The organism is Paraburkholderia phytofirmans, from assembly GCF_046028095.1.
In the GTDB taxonomy this organism is placed as follows: domain Bacteria; phylum Pseudomonadota; class Gammaproteobacteria; order Burkholderiales; family Burkholderiaceae; genus Paraburkholderia; species Paraburkholderia phytofirmans_A.
The window spans coordinates 151934-169674 of record NZ_JAQQDJ010000011.1; the positions used below are offsets into that span (position 1 = coordinate 151934).

A 17741-nucleotide genomic window follows, 5' to 3' on the forward strand; every position below is an offset into this window, starting at 1 on the left:
TTACTGAACGTCGGCTTCCGCCTTCAAAAACGCGATCAACTCATGTCCGGCTTCGTCGAGCACGCCGGAATTATCGATCGTGGTGCAGCGCACGCCATCCGGCAACGAGAACGGCGCGCGGCGCGCGAGCCGCGCCGCCACCTGTTCCGCCGACTCGCGAGCCCGCGCGCCGAGCCGCGCTTCGAGAATATGCGGCGCGGCGTTCACGTGCACCACTTCCGTGTTCGGATAACGCGCCAGCACGTGCTGCAAATGCTGCCGTGAGCCGTTGACCACCACCGTGCAGCCGCGTGCAAGCCACGCATCGATTTCGATACCGATGCCATAGCGCAGCGAGTGGCTCGACCACTCGAGCGCGAACAGGCCGAGCACGGAACGCGCCGCGAACTCTTCGACGCTCAATGCCACATGCGCCTCGCCATTGCCGCTCGGCCGCGTGATATAGCGGTGCGCGAACAGGATCGGCTCGCCCATCAAGTGCCTGCGCGCGAACTCCAGCAACGAATCCTTGCCCGCGCCTGACGGCCCCATTACATAAATCAAACGACCTGTCATTGTTATTTCACCTCGTCGGTCCGGAACGGCACACGTTGCCACAACACGAACGGCTCGCCGGGCGCCGGTTCGACGAAGAGCGCGGCGTGATCGACAAGCAGTGGCCCGAGCGCGGGCGTTCGCGCTTGCCACCATGCGACCAGCGTGGCGCGCTCCCGCGCATCGGCGAGCGAACTGGAGAGCGTCATGTGAAAACGGAATTCGTCGAACACGTAGGGATAATCCCATTCCATCAACAACGCGCGCTGCCGTTCACTGAGCGGAGCTGCCAAACGGCGCGCCAGCTCAGCGGCGGACTGGCGCGCGCGCAAGACATCGAGTGTTTGCAACGCGCTCGTGGCCATATTGCGAATGTTGCTTTCGCCCTCTGGATCGGCCGGCCTCAGTGCAACGAAGTCGCCGAGCGTCGCGGCTTCCACCGGCAACGCAAATGCGCTTTGCGTTTGCGCCCATTCACGCGTGGCCTGCAATACGTGTGCCTGCGTCACGCCATCGGCGAGTCGAAACGGCGCGACCAGTGTGCCGTGCCAGCCGTAGCGGCGCGGCGCTTCGGTCAATTCGAAAAGTGGGCGCGTCAACGCAGAAGGTTGCGGCGCTTCGCACCGCTCGCCGCTTTCCGCGTCGCGCGCGAGCCACGCCGACCCGGCCTGCCACCACGCCGATTCACGCGACGGCGCGTAATACACGGCAAAACGAGCCTCGGCGTTCCATTCACGGCCGCTCATACGTCGTGCTCCACCAGCAGCTGCACGCGGTCCGCGGCGAAGTGCGTGAAGCCGTATTTGACCGGCGTGCCTTGCAGATCGACATCGACGTTTTCGACCCACAGCACTGGTTGCTGACGATTGATATTCAAACGCCGCGCCACTTCCGGCTCGGGCAACACGCTGCCGATTCGGCTCCACTTGCGCAGATAGTCGTTCACACCGAATTCCGCCATGGCCTTGGTGATGCCGCCGGTGCGCTCCAGCACTTCCGGCAGGTCGGCGAAACGCGCCGCTGGATACCAGTTGCGCGCGAACGTGAGCGGCACGCCGTCGGACTCATGCAGCGACTCGATCCGGTACACCGATGCACCGGCCCGCAGGCTCAACGCCTTCGCCACGCTCGGCTCGGCCTTCACGCGCGCAGCCGACAACATCGTGCCCGCCGCCGCGTGATGCTGCTGACGCAAGTTTTCCGTAAACCGCGTGCGGCGGCCAATCGTATAGTCGATGGCGCCGGGTTGCACGAAGGTGCCGCGCCCCTGCTCGACGCTGACGAGGCCCAGCGCCGCGAGACCCAGCATGGCCCGGCGCACGGTATGCCGGTTCACGTCGAAGCGTTTGGCCAGTTCGCCCTCGCTCGGCAGGCGCCCTTCTTCGCCGAAACCGCTGGCGGCGATTTCCGCCGCCAGGATCTGCTCGATCTGCCGCCAGACGGCAACGCCCGCGCCGCGTTCGAGCATCGTGCCCGGCGTCGCGTTGTCGTTCGATGTCATGGTGCTGTCATTCCCTTGGGTTCAAATATTCGCTATGACGTGCATTGTAGTGCGCAAGCCGTGATGGAAATATGAAACGGCCGTCATGCGCTACACGGCTCGACAAGCATACCCCTAAACGTCTAGACGTTTAGATGAATAGATGGTCAAATGTCTACTCGCTGGATCAACAGGAAATTCGATGAGTGCCACTTCCGCCTCGCCTTCCTCCGCTGCGTCATCGGCTGTCCGGCGCGCGTGGATGGCCGTGCTGGCCCGCACGCCGCGCGCCGATCTCGAAGCCGCGCTCGAACGCGCGCTGCAGGACATCCCCACTCCAAAGTATGACTGGCTGCGCCCGCCCGAGATCGGCCTTGCGATGGTGCGCGGGCGCGTCGGCGGCAGCGGCGATCCGTTCAATCTCGGCGAAGCCACGGTCACGCGCGCCACCCTGCGTCTGCGCGCGTCGGGTGACGCGGCCGCAGCGGTCGGCGTGGCATGCCATCTCGGCCGCGACCGCCGCCGCGCCGAACTGGCCGCGCTAGCAGACGCGCTCCTGCAAATGCCGGAGCATCACGCCGTCTTGCATAAGCAACTGATCGAGCCGTTTGCCGCGCAACTGGCCGCGAAGCGCGCCGGCCGGCAACAGGATGCCGCGGCCACGCGCGTCGAATTCTTCACGATGGTCCGGGGCGACTGATGGAAAACTCACAGATTGCATTGTCTACCGCGTTATCCACCTTAGCGCCGGGTTTCGCAGACCCAGTGCATGACACCCAAGCGGTGTTCCGCACCCTGCTCGATGCGCTGTCGCGGCCGGGCACGGTCGGCATGGTCGAGAACGTGCTGCCCGAAGTGCGGGCCACGCGCGCAGAACTCGCAGCCTTCGCCGCGCTGCTCGCACTGTGCGACTACGCGACGCCGGTGTGGCTCGCGCAACCCGATACGGCCTTAGGCTCGGCACTGCGCTTTCATACCGGCGCGCCGCTCGTCGACGAACCGGGACAAGCCGCGTTTGCCTATATCCACGACGCAGGCGCGATGCCGCCGCTGGAAAGCTTCGCGCTCGGCGCGGCGGAATCGCCGGAGCAATCGGTCACGCTGCTGATCCGCGTCGAAGCGCTGACGGGTGGCGCCCCCATCGTGCTGAGCGGCCCCGGCATCCAGCACACGGCCACGATCGCGCCGGTCGGCCTGCCCGAACATTTCTGGCGCGAACGCGCCGCCCTCGCGCCGCTGTTTCCTTGCGGTATCGATTGTTATCTCGTCTGCGGCGCGCGCCTGATCGGCCTGCCGCGCACAACTCAAGCGAAGGTGAACTGATGTACGTTGCCGTCAAGGGTGGAGAACGCGCGATCGAAGCGTCGTGGCGTCTGCTCGACAAGGCACGCCGCGGCGACACGCGGCTGGCAGAACTCAGCGTCGCGCAGATTCGCGAACAATTGCGCCTCGCAGTGGCGCGCGTGATGACCGAAGGCTCGGTCTACGACGAAGAACTCGCCGCGCTCGCCATCAAGCAGGCCGCCGGCGATCTGGTTGAAGCGATCTTTCTGCTGCGCGCGTATCGCACCACGCTGCCGCGCTTCGGCTACACGCAGCCGATCGATACCGAAGCGATGCAAACAGAGCGTCGCATTTCGGCGACCTTCAAGGATGTGCCCGGCGGGCAGCTGCTCGGCGCGACTTACGATTACACGCAACGTCTGCTGGATTTCGCGTTGCTGGCCGAAGGTGATGCGGTAGCAAGCGTAGCGCCGTCGCCTTCGAATCAAACTGCCGCAATGGAAACAGAGGCGATGCCGCGCGTCGTCAGCCTGCTCGACAAGGAAGGGTTGATCGAACAGGAACGTCCTACGCCGAACGCGCCGGAACCCGGCGACCTGTCGCGCGAGCCGCTCGCCTTTCCCGCGAGCCGCGCCACACGTCTGCAAAATCTCGCACGCGGCGACGAAGGCTTTCTGCTTGCGATGGGTTACGCGACGCAGCGCGGCTATGCGCATTCGCATCCGTTCGCGGGCGAGATCCGTTTCGGCACGATCGCCGTGGAAATGGAACTCGACGAGCTAGGCGAAACGGTCGAAATCGGCGACATCGACATTACCGAATGCCAGATGATCAACCAGTTCGCCGGCAGCGGCGAGGTGCCGCCGACGTTCACACAAGGCTACGGTCTCGCGTTCGGCCACTCGGAGCGCAAGGCGATGGCGATGGCGCTCGTCGACCGCGCGCTGCGCGCCGAGGAACTCGGCGAAACGCTTGCCTCGCCGACGCAGGATATCGAATTCATGCTCTCGCATAGCGATAACGTGGAGGCGTCCGGTTTCGTGCAGCATCTGAAGCTGCCGCATTACGTCGACTTTCAATCGGAGCTGGAACTCGTGCGCCGTTTGCGCGCGAAGCACGCCATGCAGAGCCAGGAAGAAGGCACGGATCAACCCAGCGGTCAGCAGGAGCAGGCAGCATGAACGCGCCCGACACATCTTTCGCTACCGCGTCCACGGCGTCATACGACAGCGCCGCCGACGGCTACAACTTCGCGTACCTCGACGAACAAACCAAACGCATGCTGCGCCGCGCGTTACTCAAGGCTGTTGCCGTGCCGGGTTATCAGGTGCCGTTCGCCTCGCGTGAAATGCCGCTGCCGTTCGGCTGGGGCACCGGCGGCATTCAGGTCACCGCGGCGATCATCGGCAAACAGGACACGCTGAAGGTGATCGATCAGGGGTCCGACGAAACCACCAACGCGGTCAACATCCGCCGCTTCTTCGCGCGCACCACCGGCGTGGCGACCACGCGCCGCACCGTCGACGCGACGATCATCCAGACGCGTCATCGCATTCCCGAAGCGCCGCTCACCGAGAAGCAGATTCTGGTCTATCAGGTGCCGATGCCCGAGCCGCTCTTTCGCCTCGAACCGCGTGTCGCCGAATGCAAGAAGCTGCATGCGCTCGCCGATTACGGCCTGATCAGCGTGAAGCTTTACGAGGACATCGTGCATCACGGCAGCATCGCGACCACGTACGACTATCCGGTGATCGTCAACCATCGCTACCTCGCTTCGCCCTCGCCGATTCCGAAGTTCGACAATCCGAAGATGCATATGAATCCCGCGCTGCAATTGTTCGGCGCCGGCCGCGAACGGCGCATTCACGCGATTCCGCCGTACACGCCGGTGCGCAGCCTCGACTTCGACGATCATCCGTTCGAAGTGCAGAAGTGGCAGCACGCCTGCGCGCTGTGCGGATCGACGGAAAGCTTTCTCGACGAAATGATCGTGGACGACGCCGGCAAGCGCATGTTCGTCTGCTCCGATAGCGACTACTGCCACGAACGTCGCGGCGACGCGGATCTCGATCTGCCATCGCGCGAAGCACGCAAGGGAGAGCCAGCATGACGCCGCTTCTGAGCGCCCGCTCGCTCACCAAACAATACGGCGGCCGCAACGGCTGCAGAAACGTCAGCTTCGATCTGTATCCGGGTGAAGTGCTGTGCATCGTCGGTGAATCCGGTTCAGGCAAGACTACGCTGCTCAATACGCTCGCGCTGAAAACGGCCGCCGACAGCGGCTCGCTTCACTACACGGCCACGCATGGCGACACGCTCGATCTGCTCGCGTTGTCCGAACCACGCCGCCGTTTGCTGATGCGCACCGAGTGGGGCTTCGTCCAGCAGAATCCGCGCGACGGACTGCGCAGCGGCGTCTCGGCCGGCGCGAATATCGGCGAACCGTTGATGGCGGTCGGCGCGCGCCACTATGGCGATATCCGCTACGCGGCCACGCAGTGGATGGAGCGAGTCGAACTCGACGCTTCGCGCATCGACGAATTTCCCGCAGCGTTTTCAGGCGGCATGCAGCAGCGTTTGCAGATCGCGCGCAATCTCGTCACCAGCCCACGGCTCGTCTTCATGGATGAACCCACCGCCGGTCTCGACGTGTCGGTGCAGGCGCGCCTGCTCGATCTGCTGCGCACGCTGACGTCCACGCTGCATCTGTCGGTACTGATCGTCACGCACGATATCGGCGTCGCGCGTTTGCTCGCGCATCGGTTGATGGTGATGCAGGGCGGCGAAGTCGTCGAGGCGGGACTGACCGATCAGTTGCTCGACGATCCGCAGCATCCGTATACGCAAACGCTGGTTTCCTCGGTTCTGCCGGTTTGAGGCTCACAATGCGATCCATTGAAACAAGCAGTGAAGGGCGCGCCGGCGAGCGCGCGTTCATCGACAACGCCGCGCTGATGCTGCGCGCGGTCGGCATCGGCAAGACGTTCACGTTGCATGGCCAGGGCGGCGTGCAGATCGAAGCGCTCGCGGGCGTCTCGCTCGAAGTCGAGCGCGGCGAGTGCGTGGTGCTGGTCGGGCCGTCGGGCGCGGGCAAGAGCACGCTGCTGCGCTGCCTGTACGGCAATTACCTGGCGAGCGGCGGCTCGATTGCGATTCGCGATGCGGCGAACGACGGCCAGCCTGTGTCGATCACCGGCGCTGAACCGCACGACGTGTTGCGCCTGCGCCGTGGCGTGGTCGGTTACGTGAGCCAGTTCTTGCGCGTGATTCCCCGCGTGCCGACACTCACGCTCGTCGCCGAACCGCTGCTCTCGCGCGGCGTGCCGGAAGACGAAGCGCGCTCGCGCGCGGCTGCGCTGCTGGCCAGATTGAATGTGTCGGAACGGCTGTGGTCGCTCGCGCCCGCCACGTTCTCCGGCGGCGAACAGCAGCGCGTGAATATCGCGCGCGGTTTGATCGCGGAGCATCCGCTGCTGTTGCTCGACGAACCAACGGCCTCGCTCGATGCGGAAAACCGCGACGTGGTCGCCGATCTGATCGTCGAGGCACGCAAGCGCGGCGCGGCGATCGTCGGCATCTTTCATGATGAAGACACGCGCAGCAAGGTGGCCACGCGCCGCCTGGAACTGCAGCCGCCGCTGCGTCACTGAACGAATCACACGAAGCGGCGCGAGCGCCGCGCGAAACGGCACTACACTGACGCATACGGCGTCGATGCAAAACACTCACACAGCCACACTCAAGTCTGACTGACTACGGAGCAAGTCGATGTTGATCAGGAACGCTCGCATCGTGACGCGAGACGAAGTATTCACCGGCGTGCTACGCGTCGAAGACGGCGTGATTCGCGACGTCGAGCGCGGCACGACCAGCGCGCGCGAAGCCGAAGATTGGGACGGCGACTATCTGTTGCCCGGCCTGATCGAACTGCACACGGACAATCTGGAGAAGCATCTCGCGCCACGCCCGGGCGTGCAATGGAATACGGATGCCGCCTTCGTGATCCACGACGCGCAAGTGGCCGCGGCCGGCATCACCACCGTGTTCGATGCGCTTGCCATCGGCTCGCGCACGAACGTGGGATTGCGCGGCCGCGATCTGCAGACGCAATGCGCCGCATCGCTCACACGGTTCTCCGAGCGCAAGCTGCTGCGCGCCGAACACTTCCTGCATCTGCGCTGCGAAATCGCCACCGCCGACGTGGTGGAAGTGTTCGATTCATTGTGCGACCATCCGTTGCTGCGGCTCGCCTCGGTGATGGATCACACGCCGGGTCAGCGTCAGTGGCACGACCGCGAGCAATGGCGCCGTTTCCATGAACGCAACGGCAAGCTGAGCGACGAACATGTCGAGACCGCGCTGGCCGAACTGTCGGTCGAACAGGCGCGTTACGCCGATGCGCACCGCCGCGAGATCGTCGCGCGTTGCAACCGGCTCGGCATTCCGGTGGCGAGCCACGACGATACGTTGATCGAGCACGTCGAACAGGCCAAGCAGGAAGGCATCGTGCTCGCCGAATTCCCAACCACCCGCATCGCCGCCGAGGCCGCGCGCGAGCACGGCATTTCGACCATCATGGGCGCGCCGAACATCGTGCGTGGCGGCTCGCATTCGGGCAACGTGTCGGCGCTCGAACTGGCGAAGGCCGGCTTGCTCGATATCCTGTCGTCGGATTACGTGCCGTCGAGCCTGATGACCGCTGTGTTCGAACTGGTCGACAAAGCCGGCTGGAGCTTGCCGCGCGCGATGGGAACGGTCTCCGCCGAACCGGCGCGCACCGCCGGTTTGCACGACCGCGGCGCGATCGAAGCGGGGTTGCGCGCGGACTTCGTGCGCGTGACGATGCTCGACAAGTTGCCGGTGCCGCGCGCGACGTATCGCGGCGGGGCACGGATCGTTTGACGTTTGAAATCTGCAGAAAAGACCTTGTTTCAAGGGTCTTTCGCTTTTCGCGGAACGTGTGCCCGGCGTGTGCCTCACGCCTCGCGAACAGCCTCAGGGCGTGGACGGCAATTGCCCCCACGCCACCAGCACCTTCTGAATTCCACGCGCATACGCATCGCGCTGTTTCGGCGTTTCCGAGTGGTAAGCGCCGATCGCGCGCCACGTATTGCCGTGCTTGACCATCTTCTGCTTCAGCAGCCAGGCCGCCACGTACACGTTCACGCATGGATCGATCAGCGCGCGATGCGGCACGCCTTCGCGCGCGAGATCGTCGAAGTGAATCGAGTTGATCTGCAACTGGCCCACGTCGATCGAACCGTTGACGTTTTGCCGTATCGCGCTCGCGTCGCCCTTCGATTCGTACCACGCCAACGCTCGCAGCACCCACGGGTTGACGCCTTGATATGCCGCGGCCTCGTTGAAACAGTCGTCGGCCGCTTGCGCGGCGCCGCACACCGACAGGCAGGCGAGCGCGGTCAGGAAGATCTTCAAGGACATGCTGCATCCTTCCGCTTGTTAGCGATAAAGAAGCGAGCGCCGCAGCGCCCGGATTACTTCGCCAACGCCAGTTCGATCTGGCGTTGCACGGAGTCGAGATAGGCATGCGAGGCATCGGATACGACGATGCGCACGACCGGCGCCGGCGGAGTTCTGCGCTCCTGCGCCTGCGCCGCCACATGTTGCTTCTTGCGATGCGTAACCGGCTTCAGCGGCAAATCGTCGTCGCCCGCACCTTGCGGCGGGAGCATCGCGAGCGACGGCAACGGCGGATAAACCTTGTCCGCCGCGGCGGGAAATGCGGCCGGGATTGCGCCGGCGGATTGCAGATCGACGCCCGGCTGGCCGGCAAAGACCGGCGCGCTCACAAGCATGGCCAGCGCCAGAAAAACGATGCGAACCGTCACGGTGCCCTCCTTCACTGAACCGTCCGGATGGACACGCTATACGGCTGACCCAACCCGGCGGTGCGGTTCTCGAAGTTCACGCGCGCGGTGCGCTGTGCGGGCACGCCCTTCCACACCGCCTGATTCAGATACGCGAAATCCTGCCCCAACGCGGTCACGAGCACGACCGTGGACTGCGGCTGCGCGGCGGCCAGCGCGCCCGCCTTGGCGAGCACGGCGGCGAGTTGCGGATCGCGCGCACCGAGCGCATCGGGCGGAATGTCGAAGCTGATCACCTCGTTCGGCGCCTTGTCCGGATGGGCCGCAGTCGGCGGAGGCATCTGCGCGCATCCGGCGAACGCGAAAACGGCAGCCAACAACCCTATCTGTCGCTTCACGGAAGTCTCCCGTCAAATTCGTTGCTATATCGGAGTTTTCGGCAGGCTCGCGGCAAAGTTGATATGGCGGAAACGCTTCGCTGAAAATCAAAAAGACTTGCCTCAAGATCGGCGCAAACGATTGCTTCGACGCTCGGCGCAGCGGGGATCGAGGCAAACTTGCCTCGCGGTTCTGGCGGGAAAATAGAAGCGTGCGACGGAGATGGAAAGCAGTTAGAAAGAACACGGAAAGCCGCGAGCAAAGTCCCCTGCCCTCAGCGAGCGATGCAGACAGCCACAGCGATGCCCGTCACAAGTGCCGCCAATTGAGACGGGCAGCCCGCGTGCCCAGCCAGATCACGCCGTCGGCTCGGCCTCGTGCCCTTGCGTCGCGCCGACGCCCGCCTGCGCATGCGCCTGCTCGAACTGTTCGCGGCGGCGCATGTCGAGCACGTCGTGGTAGCGCATATAGGCGCAGCGGCCGCCGGATTTGGCCGCGTACATCGCGGCATCCGCGTTGAGCAGCAGTTCCTCGGCGGTGCCGCTGTCGTCCGGGAACTGGCTGATGCCGATGCTCGCGCCCACCGTCATGCCTTGCCCATCCACCTGGAGTTCCTCGTTCAACGCCGCCATGATGCGCGAGGCAATGGCGGGCGCCGCTTCCGCCGAACGCGGCCCCTCGATCAACACAATGAATTCGTCGCCGCCCAGACGCGCCACCACGTCCGCGGAACAGAGCACCTGCTTCAGGCGGCGCGCCACCGCGACCAGCACTTTGTCGCCGACGGCATGGCCGAACTGATCGTTGATCTGCTTGAAGCGATCCAGGTCGACGAACAGCACGGCCAGCCCTTCCTCGCGCCGCGTTGCTTCGTCGATCGAATTTTCGAGCTTCTCCATGAACAGTACGCGGTTCGGCAGTCCGGTCAGCACGTCGTGCGTGGCGAGATGCACGAGCTCGCGCTGCTTGGTGTGCAGCGCGTCCATCTGCGCTTTGATTTCGCGGCGCAGCCGGTCGAAGCAGCGCGCCAGCACGCCGATCTCGTCGGTGCGTTTGAGCGGCAGCGTTTCCATGGCGTGCTCGGCGAACAGATGCGTCGCCGCATACGCGAGAATATGCAGCGGCTTGGTCAGCGCGCGCGCGAACAGAACCGCGAGGAACAGCGCCAGCACGCTGAAAATCAGCACCATGCGCACGATGCGGTTGCCCAGCAGATTCGCGCCGGACAAGACGTCGTCGAGCGGTTTGGCGAGACCGAGCACGATAAAGCGGTTGCCCTCCAGATCGCCGAACGGCCTGCGCACGAAAGCGAGCACCTGGCCGGCGGCCTGCTGTGGCCGCGCAAGACCGTTGACCAGCACCTCGCTTTGCGTCTGTTCGAAAAGCGGCTTGGTGACGGAGAAACTGTCCTGCATCAGCACGCGCCGGCCGCGATCGAAGCCGAAGGTTTTCGAGGCATCGGGATTGACGAGGAAGTCGCCCCACTCGTTGGCCAGATAGACCTGATAGTCGCTCGGCAAATCGCTTTGCACGCGCTTGAACAAACCCGCCAGATCGATGTCGATCACGATCACGCCCACCACCGCGCCGTTGCCGTTCGACACCGGTGTGCCGAGCCGCAAGGTCGGCTTGCCCTGCGCGGCATGCGAGCCGTATTCATGGTTGACCGTGATCGGCGAGGTGTAGATGCGGCCCGGCGAAAACGTCAGCGTGTCGAACACGTAGGCGAACTGGCCTTTCTCCTGCAGCTTGTCCCCTTCGACGCGCACGAGGCCGTCGGCGTCGCGGTCGAAGCGAACCAGTTCGAGCCCATAGTGCTGACGCGAAATCAGCCGCACTTGCAGATACTCCGGGTGATGCACCATGAAACTGGAATACACCTGCGCCAGCCGTTCGCGTGACGCGTTCGGGCCGGCACCGTCGTCGGTCTGCGCGACCTCCGCCGTGGACGGCATGCTCGCGAGCACGAGCGCGTCGGCGGCGACGTCGTCGATCGAGGTGGAAAAGCGCTGGCCGAGCAATTCCGTCGACATGAGCAGGCTGCGCTCGGCTTCGTTCACGAGCATCGTGCGATTGGCGCGATACGCGTAATAGCCGGTCGCGCCGGACGCAAGCACGCCGATGCACGCAAGCAGCACGGAGAGTTTGAAGGTCAGCCCTGGCCGTATCATCAAAAACGCTCCGACCGGTCCCCGGACACGATTCTGGCCCACAGGTCCTCGCGCCGCTGAATATCTTCCACCGGGCCGATCCACACGATGCGCCCGTTATCGCTGTTTTCCGCGGGCGCCGTCAACGTGTTGGCGAGTCCCTGGCGCTGCGTCAGCAACGCGCTGACGTCCGGTTCGAGCATATAGTTGATCCACGCGAGCGCCAGCGGCTGGTCAGCGGCCGCGCGCGTCATCGACCAGCAATCCAGCCACGCGAGCGCGCCTTCGTCGGGAATCACGTAACCGACATCGGCGCCTGCGCGGCGCAGCAATTCGACCTGCTGGGTGCCGTAGTTGCCGAACATCAGCGCGACCTTATGCTGGATGAAAAACGCGGTCGCCTCCTCGGGCAACGTGTAATAGGTCAACAGATTGCGGCGCAGATCGACGAGCTTGTGAGCAATCGCGCGCATCTGCGCGGCATCGAGTTGAAAAGGATGCGCATAGCCGAGCGCCAGCGCCGTGAACGAGAAATTGTGCTGCGCGCTGTTGAAGTCGAGCACCTTGCCGCGGTAGCGCGGATTCCACAATTCGCGCATGGAGCGCGGCGCCACGGCGACCTGCTTGCGGTCGTAAATCAGGCCCATCGACGAATACGTAAACGGGATCGCGTAGGCCTTGCCACCCGACGTGAGGCCGCCGATCGAGGCGAGCGCCTGAAAGCGCGGCAATTGCCGTCTGGTATTCGGCACGCTGGCGAGATCGAGCGGCGCCAGCAGATTCGCCTGCGTGTAGCGCTGGATTTCCGCGGTATTGGCGGCGAGCACGTCGAAAGGCGGCGTGTTTTTGGCGTGCATCTGCGCCCACAGCGCCTCGTCGGAATCGACCAGCGTCACTTCCACTTTGGCTTTGTAGCGCGCCTCGAAATTCTTGACGACGTCGGCGTCTGCGTAGCCGGGCCAGGCCAGCACGCGCAGAATCTTCTCGTCGGCTTTAACCGGCGACGCCGAGAAAAGGCCCAGGCAGATAAGCGCGCCAATCAGAAATGTTAAAAATCCCGGACAAACGCCGCAAAACGACAAACGTGGGCGCGCTACGGCGGCAGCGATTCGTGCATGGAAGAATCGTTTACAAAAGCGCTTTGCATCTGCCGTCAACATCATGTGCATAACCAACACCGTTTAGCAGAAGGTCTTTCTGACGAGCGCAAACACGCGGACTCGATCCGCGGACAGGTTGCCCGGTGACTTTCTTCAGACAGATGCGCTCGATGCTGCATGTGGCGGAGCGCGAGGAACATCGATGATAGCGCTAAGAAAACCATTTTTGGTTTTTGGCTTAGCCAGAGTCGAAAAAATTACCAGTCGGACGTGATGCAGCAAACCCGCTCATCTGCATTTAACGGCACGCTATGCGAAAACTTTAACTCGCCATTGATCGATTGAAACGCGCGAACACGTGAACCGCGCGCTGTAATGCAGCGCGACAGTCCGCCCTGAATAACGTCATTCGAAGCCGGCAGCGCCACTCTAAAGAAGACCCGCGTCGATGCCGATAAACGATCTCTTGCCCAAGCCGCCGCCGGCGGTCGAGGGCAGCGTCGCCGGATGCCGCGCGGCCTGTCTTCCGGGCAAACGAAGAGCCGGACAAGAAACAGAAATGCGCTTGAGCAAATCAGAGTGGATGTGGGTGGCCGTCGCGGCCGGATCGATTGCCTGCTTCGGCAGTTGGCTGCAGAGCGAAATGAACCGCGCCGCGCTCGCGCGCGTCGAGCGCGAGACACCCGACATGCGCGGCACCTGCGCGGGCATGTCCGCGCAAGACGCGCGGATGATGGACAAAGGCGAACTATGGTGCGGCGAGGTCGGCGGCGGGCGCGCGGAATCGCTGGGCAAAGAGTCAACGGAGTAAATGGCCGGGTTTTAGTCCGCCTGCACTCGGGCGTCTTGAATCGCGCGTGATTCGGGCAAGCGCGGCCATGCAGACGCATTAGCCAACTTCATTACTGCGCGATTACAGATCCGGGGCGACCAGGGCTAATCCGCGCAATACGCACCGCAAACGCTTTTGAATCCCCACCACATTTGAGCATTAGAAGCTATCCTCACGCGCCATCCGGTGTTTCACTAGCTACCCAATCTTTTTGAACTGATAAGCTTGGCGCGCGCTGCTGGCCGCCCCGGCTGGCAGCTTCAACCCAAGCCCGGTCGTGAGTCGCGCCGGGTGACCCGCAGCGGCACAATCGCATGCGGGCGAATTTGAACTACACCGAGGAGTTAAACAGTGAAAAAACTGCTAGCGGCTTTGACGGTTGCTCTGCTTGCTACCGTCTCGATTGGCGCACACGCTAAAGATTGGTCGACCGTCCGTTTCGGCGTTGACGCCAGCTATCCCCCGTTTGAGTCGAAGGGCTCGGACGGCAAGCTCGTTGGCTTCGACATCGACCTCGGCAATGAAATCTGCGCGCGCCTGAAGGCCAAGTGCGTGTGGGTGGAAAACGACTTCGACGGCATGATCCCGGCCCTGAAGGCGAAGAAGTTCGACGGCGTGCTGTCGTCGATGTCCATGACGCCGCAACGCGCCGAGCAGATCGCCTTCTCGAACAAGCTGTTCAACACGCCGACGCGCCTCGTGGCGAAGAAGGGTTCGGGCATCCTGCCGACGGCCGACTCGCTCAAGGGCAAGACGGTTGGCGTGGAACAAGGCACGATCCAGGAAACTTACGCGAAGACCTACTGGGAAGCGAAGGGCACGAAGGTCGTGCCGTATCAGAACCAGGACCAGGTCTATGCCGACTTGCTGTCGGGTCGTCTGGACGCAGCGCTGCAAGACGCAGTGCAAGCTGAAATCGGCTTCCTGAAGACGCCGCGCGGCGCCGGCTTCGACTTCGTCGGCAAGAACCTCGACGATCCGAAGATCCTCGGCAACGGCGCAGGCATCGGCATGCGCAAGGAAGACACGGATCTGAAGGCGAAGGTCGACAAGGCGATCGCCGACATCATCAAGGACGGTACGTACAAGAAGCTCGAGAAGAAGTACTTCGACTTCGACGTGTACGGCGGCTAATTTGGCCATGCGCGTCTGACGACGCGCCCTGCCGGTTTGCAGAAACGGGCTCCGCCACAGGCGGAGCCCGTTTCATTTGCAGCGCCGCATAAAACCACACACTGCGTCATATCGGCTAAGATCGTGCGATCGAGGCGCCCACGAGGCGCCGCCCACCGGCCCACGATTGACCGGCCGTCGAACAAGTTTCCCCACTGTTATCAACGAGATAGCGCGGCGCGCCCCACCCGGCCGCGGATTTGAAAACCATGCAAACCCAAACCCATCCGCTGATTGCCCCGACGCTCGGCACCGCCCGCAACCTCACGAGTTTCCACTACGGTCCTGGCGGCGGGCAGAAGATCTATATCCAGTCGTCGCTGCATGCCGACGAGTTGCCCGGCATGCTGGTGTCGTGGGCGCTGCGCCGCAAGCTGGCCGCGCTGGAAGCGGCCGGCAAGATTCGCGGCGAAGTCGTGATCGTGCCGGTAGCCAATCCGATCGGCCTGAATCAGCACTTTCTCGGCCATCTGACCGGACGCTTCGAAACCAATACCGCGCAGAACTTCAACCGCAATTTCCACGATCTGTCGGCGCTGGTGCAGCCGGTGATCGAGTCGCGCCTGAGCGACGATCTCGACGCCAACCGCACCGCCATCCGCACCGCCATGCGCGAGGCGCTCGACGCGCAGAAGCCGGCAACCGAACTCGAATCGCAGCGCCTCGCATTGCAAAAGCTCTCGTACGACGCCGACGTCGTGCTCGACCTGCACTGCGACTGGGAAGCCGCGATGCATCTCTACACGAACCCCGATCTGTGGCCGGAAGTCGAGCCGCTCGCCTGCTATCTGGACGCCAAGGCGTCGCTGCTCGCGCTCAATTCGGTGGGCAACCCGTTCGATGAAATCCACAGCTTCTGCTGGTCGGATCTGCGCGGCCGCTACGGCGACCGCTTCCCGATTCCGAACGGCTCGATCTCGGTCACGATCGAACTGCGCGGCCAGCGCGAAGTGTCGTACGAGTACGCCGAGCACGATGCGCAGGCGATCATCGAATATCTGACCTCGCGTGGCGTGATCGACGGCAAGGCCGCTCCGCTGCCGCCGCTCGAATTCGCCGCCACGCCGCTTGCGGGCGCCGAGCCGATCGTCGCGCCGATGAGCGGCGTGCTGGTGTACCGCTGCGAAGTGGGCACCTGGGTCGACGTCGGTCATGAGATCGCCGACATCGTCGATCCGTTGACAGAGCAAGTCGTCACGCTGAAAAGCACTGTGGCCGGCGTGCTGTACGCACGGCATCTGACGCGCTTTGCGACGGCCGGGCTGGAGTTCGCGCGCATCGCGGGCGCGAAGGCGTTCCGCAGCGGGTCGCTGTTGAGCAACTAAAGGCAGCTAAGGCCAACTAAAGCGTTCATGCGGGAGGTGCCGCACGAACGCGCGGTGCGCCCGTAAAGGCTTGAACCGAAACACAAATCGCCCGCTATCGCAGCGGGCGATTTGCTTTTATGCGTCGCTACCCGCCTCTTCACCCACAGCAGATTCCCTGCGCGCGCACCGGAATTCGCATCAGGCTCCGCCGCAGCGCCCGACAACCACCCGTTTTCCACTTACTCATATCCACGCTACGGAAAAAGCTTATACGTGCATGCCCTGCGCGATTTGCACCGGCAGCGCTATGTGAGTGTCGCGTAGCCGCGACAGATTTCAAAAATAACCGATGCTGTCACATACCTTACTCTGCGTTCCCTTAAATTGCGGGCCATCGCACGACCTTACCAAAGAGTTCGGCGTGCGATCGCTTAATTTTTAATCGGAGAAAGTCTTGAACAAGAAAGTATTTGCCGCCGCTACTCTCGCCGTCTTCGCCACCGCCGCCCACGCGCAAAGCAGCGTCACGCTGTATGGTTTGATCGATGCGGGTATCAGCTATGTGAACAACTCGAAGACCGCAACGGGTCACGACAACCTCTTCAAGTACGACGACGGCGTTGCCCAAGGCAGCCGTTGGGGCCTGCGCGGCACCGAAGATCTGGGTGGCGGCCTGAAGGCGCTGTTCGTGCTGGAAAGCGGCTTTAACAGCGGCAACGGCACGCTCGGCCAGGGCGGCGCGCTGTTCGGCCGTCAGGCTTATGTCGGTCTGTCGAAGGACGGCATCGGCTCGCTGACGTTCGGTCGCCAGTACTCGTTTTCGACGGACTACCTGGGCGGCAACTACTCGACCGGCGGCCAGACCGTCGCGGGTAACTACGCGTACCACATCAACGACGTCGACCAGTTGACGTCGAGCCGTATCAACAACGCAGTCAAGTTCAGCAGCGCGAATTTCGCGGGCCTGACCTTCGGCGCGATGTACGGCTTCTCGAACCAGGCTGGCGCATTCGCCGGCTCGCCGACGGTCGGCACGACCGCGGGTTCGTCGCGCGCTTATAGCTTCGGCGTGAACTACGCAAACGGCCCGTTCGGCGTCGGCGCGGCTTACACGGACATCCGCTTCCCGGCACAATCGACCCCGGCGTTCTCGACGGCGATGGCCAACGTGACGACGGGCACGGTACGCGATCTGCGCACGTTCGGTGTCGGCGGCCGTTACACCATCGCGGCAGCCACGCTGTGGGCGTTGTATACGAACACGCGTTTCGAGCCGATCACGGGCGGCACGACGACGTTCGCCGCCTATGAAGCGGGCGCGAAGTACGCGTTCACGCCGGCGCTGACGGCAGGCGCGGGCTACACGTACATGCACCTGAGCAACGCGAATCGCGGTCACTGGAACCAGGCTGACCTGAGCGTCGACTACGCGCTGAGCAAGCGTACGGACGTGTATGCGCTGGGTATCTACCAGATCGCTTCGGGCCACAACGCGGCAACGGGCGACGTGCAAGCGCAGATCGGTTCGAGCACGAGCTACTTCAATACGTCGGGCACGGGTTCGGATAACCAGTTGGCATTCCGCGTCGGTATCCGTCACAAGTTCTAAAGCGAGACTCTCGCAGTGGGGAATGCGAGTTCCCTGCTGGATCGAGGTTCTGGAAAAACGCCCTGC

The 17741-nt window shown here is 63.5% G+C and carries 19 protein-coding genes; 11 read left to right on the forward strand and 8 right to left on the reverse strand.

Going from position 1 to position 17741, the window contains the following annotated elements:
• From phnN to phnF, 3 genes are read right to left on the reverse strand one after another with little or no spacing between them, the layout of a single operon-like run.
• Positions 1-555: a phosphonate metabolism protein/1,5-bisphosphokinase (PRPP-forming) PhnN gene (gene phnN, locus PQR54_RS27740; RefSeq protein ID WP_408251299.1), complete on the reverse strand. Its 555-nt coding sequence runs from the start codon at positions 553-555 to the stop codon at positions 1-3.
• 2 nt (positions 556-557) lie between these two features.
• Complete coding sequence (locus PQR54_RS27745; RefSeq protein WP_408251301.1) at positions 558-1280, reverse strand: DUF1045 domain-containing protein; 723 nt, start codon at positions 1278-1280, stop codon at positions 558-560.
• Entirely contained in the window at positions 1277-2035 is a 759-nt protein-coding gene (gene phnF, locus PQR54_RS27750) for a phosphonate metabolism transcriptional regulator PhnF (protein ID WP_408251303.1), read from the reverse strand. The genes PQR54_RS27745 and phnF overlap by 4 nt, the downstream gene beginning before the upstream one ends.
• A gap of 181 nt (positions 2036-2216) precedes the next feature.
• Between phnF and phnG the strand changes: the two genes are divergently transcribed.
• The 7 genes from phnG to PQR54_RS27785 all read left to right on the forward strand — a co-directional run bounded on the left by phnG (position 2217) and on the right by PQR54_RS27785 (position 8200).
• Positions 2217-2714 (forward strand): phosphonate C-P lyase system protein PhnG, encoded by a 498-nt coding sequence (phnG, locus tag PQR54_RS27755; RefSeq protein WP_408251305.1) that lies wholly within the window; start codon positions 2217-2219, stop codon positions 2712-2714.
• Entirely contained in the window at positions 2714-3337 is a 624-nt protein-coding gene (phnH, locus tag PQR54_RS27760) for a phosphonate C-P lyase system protein PhnH (RefSeq protein WP_408251307.1), read from the forward strand. Before phnG ends, phnH begins: the two co-directional genes overlap by 1 nt.
• Positions 3337-4479: a carbon-phosphorus lyase complex subunit gene (locus tag PQR54_RS27765; protein WP_408251309.1), complete on the forward strand. Its 1143-nt coding sequence runs from the start codon at positions 3337-3339 to the stop codon at positions 4477-4479. Before phnH ends, PQR54_RS27765 begins: the two co-directional genes overlap by 1 nt.
• Entirely contained in the window at positions 4476-5408 is a 933-nt protein-coding gene (locus PQR54_RS27770; protein ID WP_408251311.1) for an alpha-D-ribose 1-methylphosphonate 5-phosphate C-P-lyase PhnJ, read from the forward strand. The genes PQR54_RS27765 and PQR54_RS27770 overlap by 4 nt, the downstream gene beginning before the upstream one ends.
• The gene (gene phnK / locus PQR54_RS27775; protein ID WP_408251313.1) at positions 5405-6175 is read left to right on the forward strand and encodes a phosphonate C-P lyase system protein PhnK; all 771 of its coding nucleotides are present in this window, start codon (positions 5405-5407) and stop codon (positions 6173-6175) included. Before PQR54_RS27770 ends, phnK begins: the two co-directional genes overlap by 4 nt.
• 8 nt (positions 6176-6183) lie before the next feature.
• Positions 6184-6948, forward strand: coding sequence for a phosphonate C-P lyase system protein PhnL (gene phnL / locus PQR54_RS27780; RefSeq protein WP_408251315.1), 765 nt, complete (start codon positions 6184-6186; stop codon positions 6946-6948).
• A gap of 118 nt (positions 6949-7066) precedes the next feature.
• Positions 7067-8200: an alpha-D-ribose 1-methylphosphonate 5-triphosphate diphosphatase gene (locus PQR54_RS27785; protein WP_408251316.1), complete on the forward strand. Its 1134-nt coding sequence runs from the start codon at positions 7067-7069 to the stop codon at positions 8198-8200.
• A 93-nt stretch (positions 8201-8293) separates the two neighbouring features.
• On the opposite strand, the gene PQR54_RS27790 is transcribed toward PQR54_RS27785, so the two are convergent.
• From PQR54_RS27790 to PQR54_RS27810, 5 genes are all read right to left on the reverse strand, one after another.
• Positions 8294-8740: a lytic transglycosylase domain-containing protein gene (locus PQR54_RS27790; protein ID WP_408251318.1), complete on the reverse strand. Its 447-nt coding sequence runs from the start codon at positions 8738-8740 to the stop codon at positions 8294-8296.
• Positions 8741-8793: 53 nt separating this feature from the next.
• A complete protein-coding gene (locus tag PQR54_RS27795; protein WP_408251320.1) occupies positions 8794-9147 on the reverse strand; it encodes a hypothetical protein in 354 nt (117 codons plus the stop codon).
• A gap of 11 nt (positions 9148-9158) precedes the next feature.
• Positions 9159-9467: a hypothetical protein gene (locus PQR54_RS27800; RefSeq protein WP_206001846.1), complete on the reverse strand. Its 309-nt coding sequence runs from the start codon at positions 9465-9467 to the stop codon at positions 9159-9161.
• 393 nt (positions 9468-9860) lie between these two features.
• The gene (locus tag PQR54_RS27805) at positions 9861-11675 is read right to left on the reverse strand and encodes a diguanylate cyclase domain-containing protein (protein ID WP_408251322.1); all 1815 of its coding nucleotides are present in this window, start codon (positions 11673-11675) and stop codon (positions 9861-9863) included.
• A complete protein-coding gene (locus tag PQR54_RS27810) occupies positions 11675-12823 on the reverse strand; it encodes an extracellular solute-binding protein (protein WP_408251324.1) in 1149 nt (382 codons plus the stop codon). Before PQR54_RS27810 ends, PQR54_RS27805 begins: the two co-directional genes overlap by 1 nt.
• 397 nt (positions 12824-13220) lie before the next feature.
• On the opposite strand from PQR54_RS27810, the gene PQR54_RS27815 reads away from it, so the two are divergent.
• The 4 genes from PQR54_RS27815 to PQR54_RS27830 all read left to right on the forward strand — a co-directional run bounded on the left by PQR54_RS27815 (position 13221) and on the right by PQR54_RS27830 (position 17675).
• Positions 13221-13565: a hypothetical protein gene (locus tag PQR54_RS27815; protein WP_408251326.1), complete on the forward strand. Its 345-nt coding sequence runs from the start codon at positions 13221-13223 to the stop codon at positions 13563-13565.
• A 372-nt stretch (positions 13566-13937) separates the two neighbouring features.
• Entirely contained in the window at positions 13938-14720 is a 783-nt protein-coding gene (locus PQR54_RS27820; protein ID WP_168791255.1) for an ABC transporter substrate-binding protein, read from the forward strand.
• A gap of 248 nt (positions 14721-14968) precedes the next feature.
• The gene (locus PQR54_RS27825; RefSeq protein WP_408251328.1) at positions 14969-16084 is read left to right on the forward strand and encodes a succinylglutamate desuccinylase/aspartoacylase family protein; all 1116 of its coding nucleotides are present in this window, start codon (positions 14969-14971) and stop codon (positions 16082-16084) included.
• A 436-nt stretch (positions 16085-16520) separates the two neighbouring features.
• Positions 16521-17675 carry a porin gene (locus PQR54_RS27830; protein ID WP_408251330.1) on the forward strand — a complete coding sequence of 385 codons (1155 nt, stop codon included), beginning with the start codon at positions 16521-16523 and terminating at the stop codon, positions 17673-17675.
• Positions 17676-17741 lie beyond the last annotated feature (66 nt).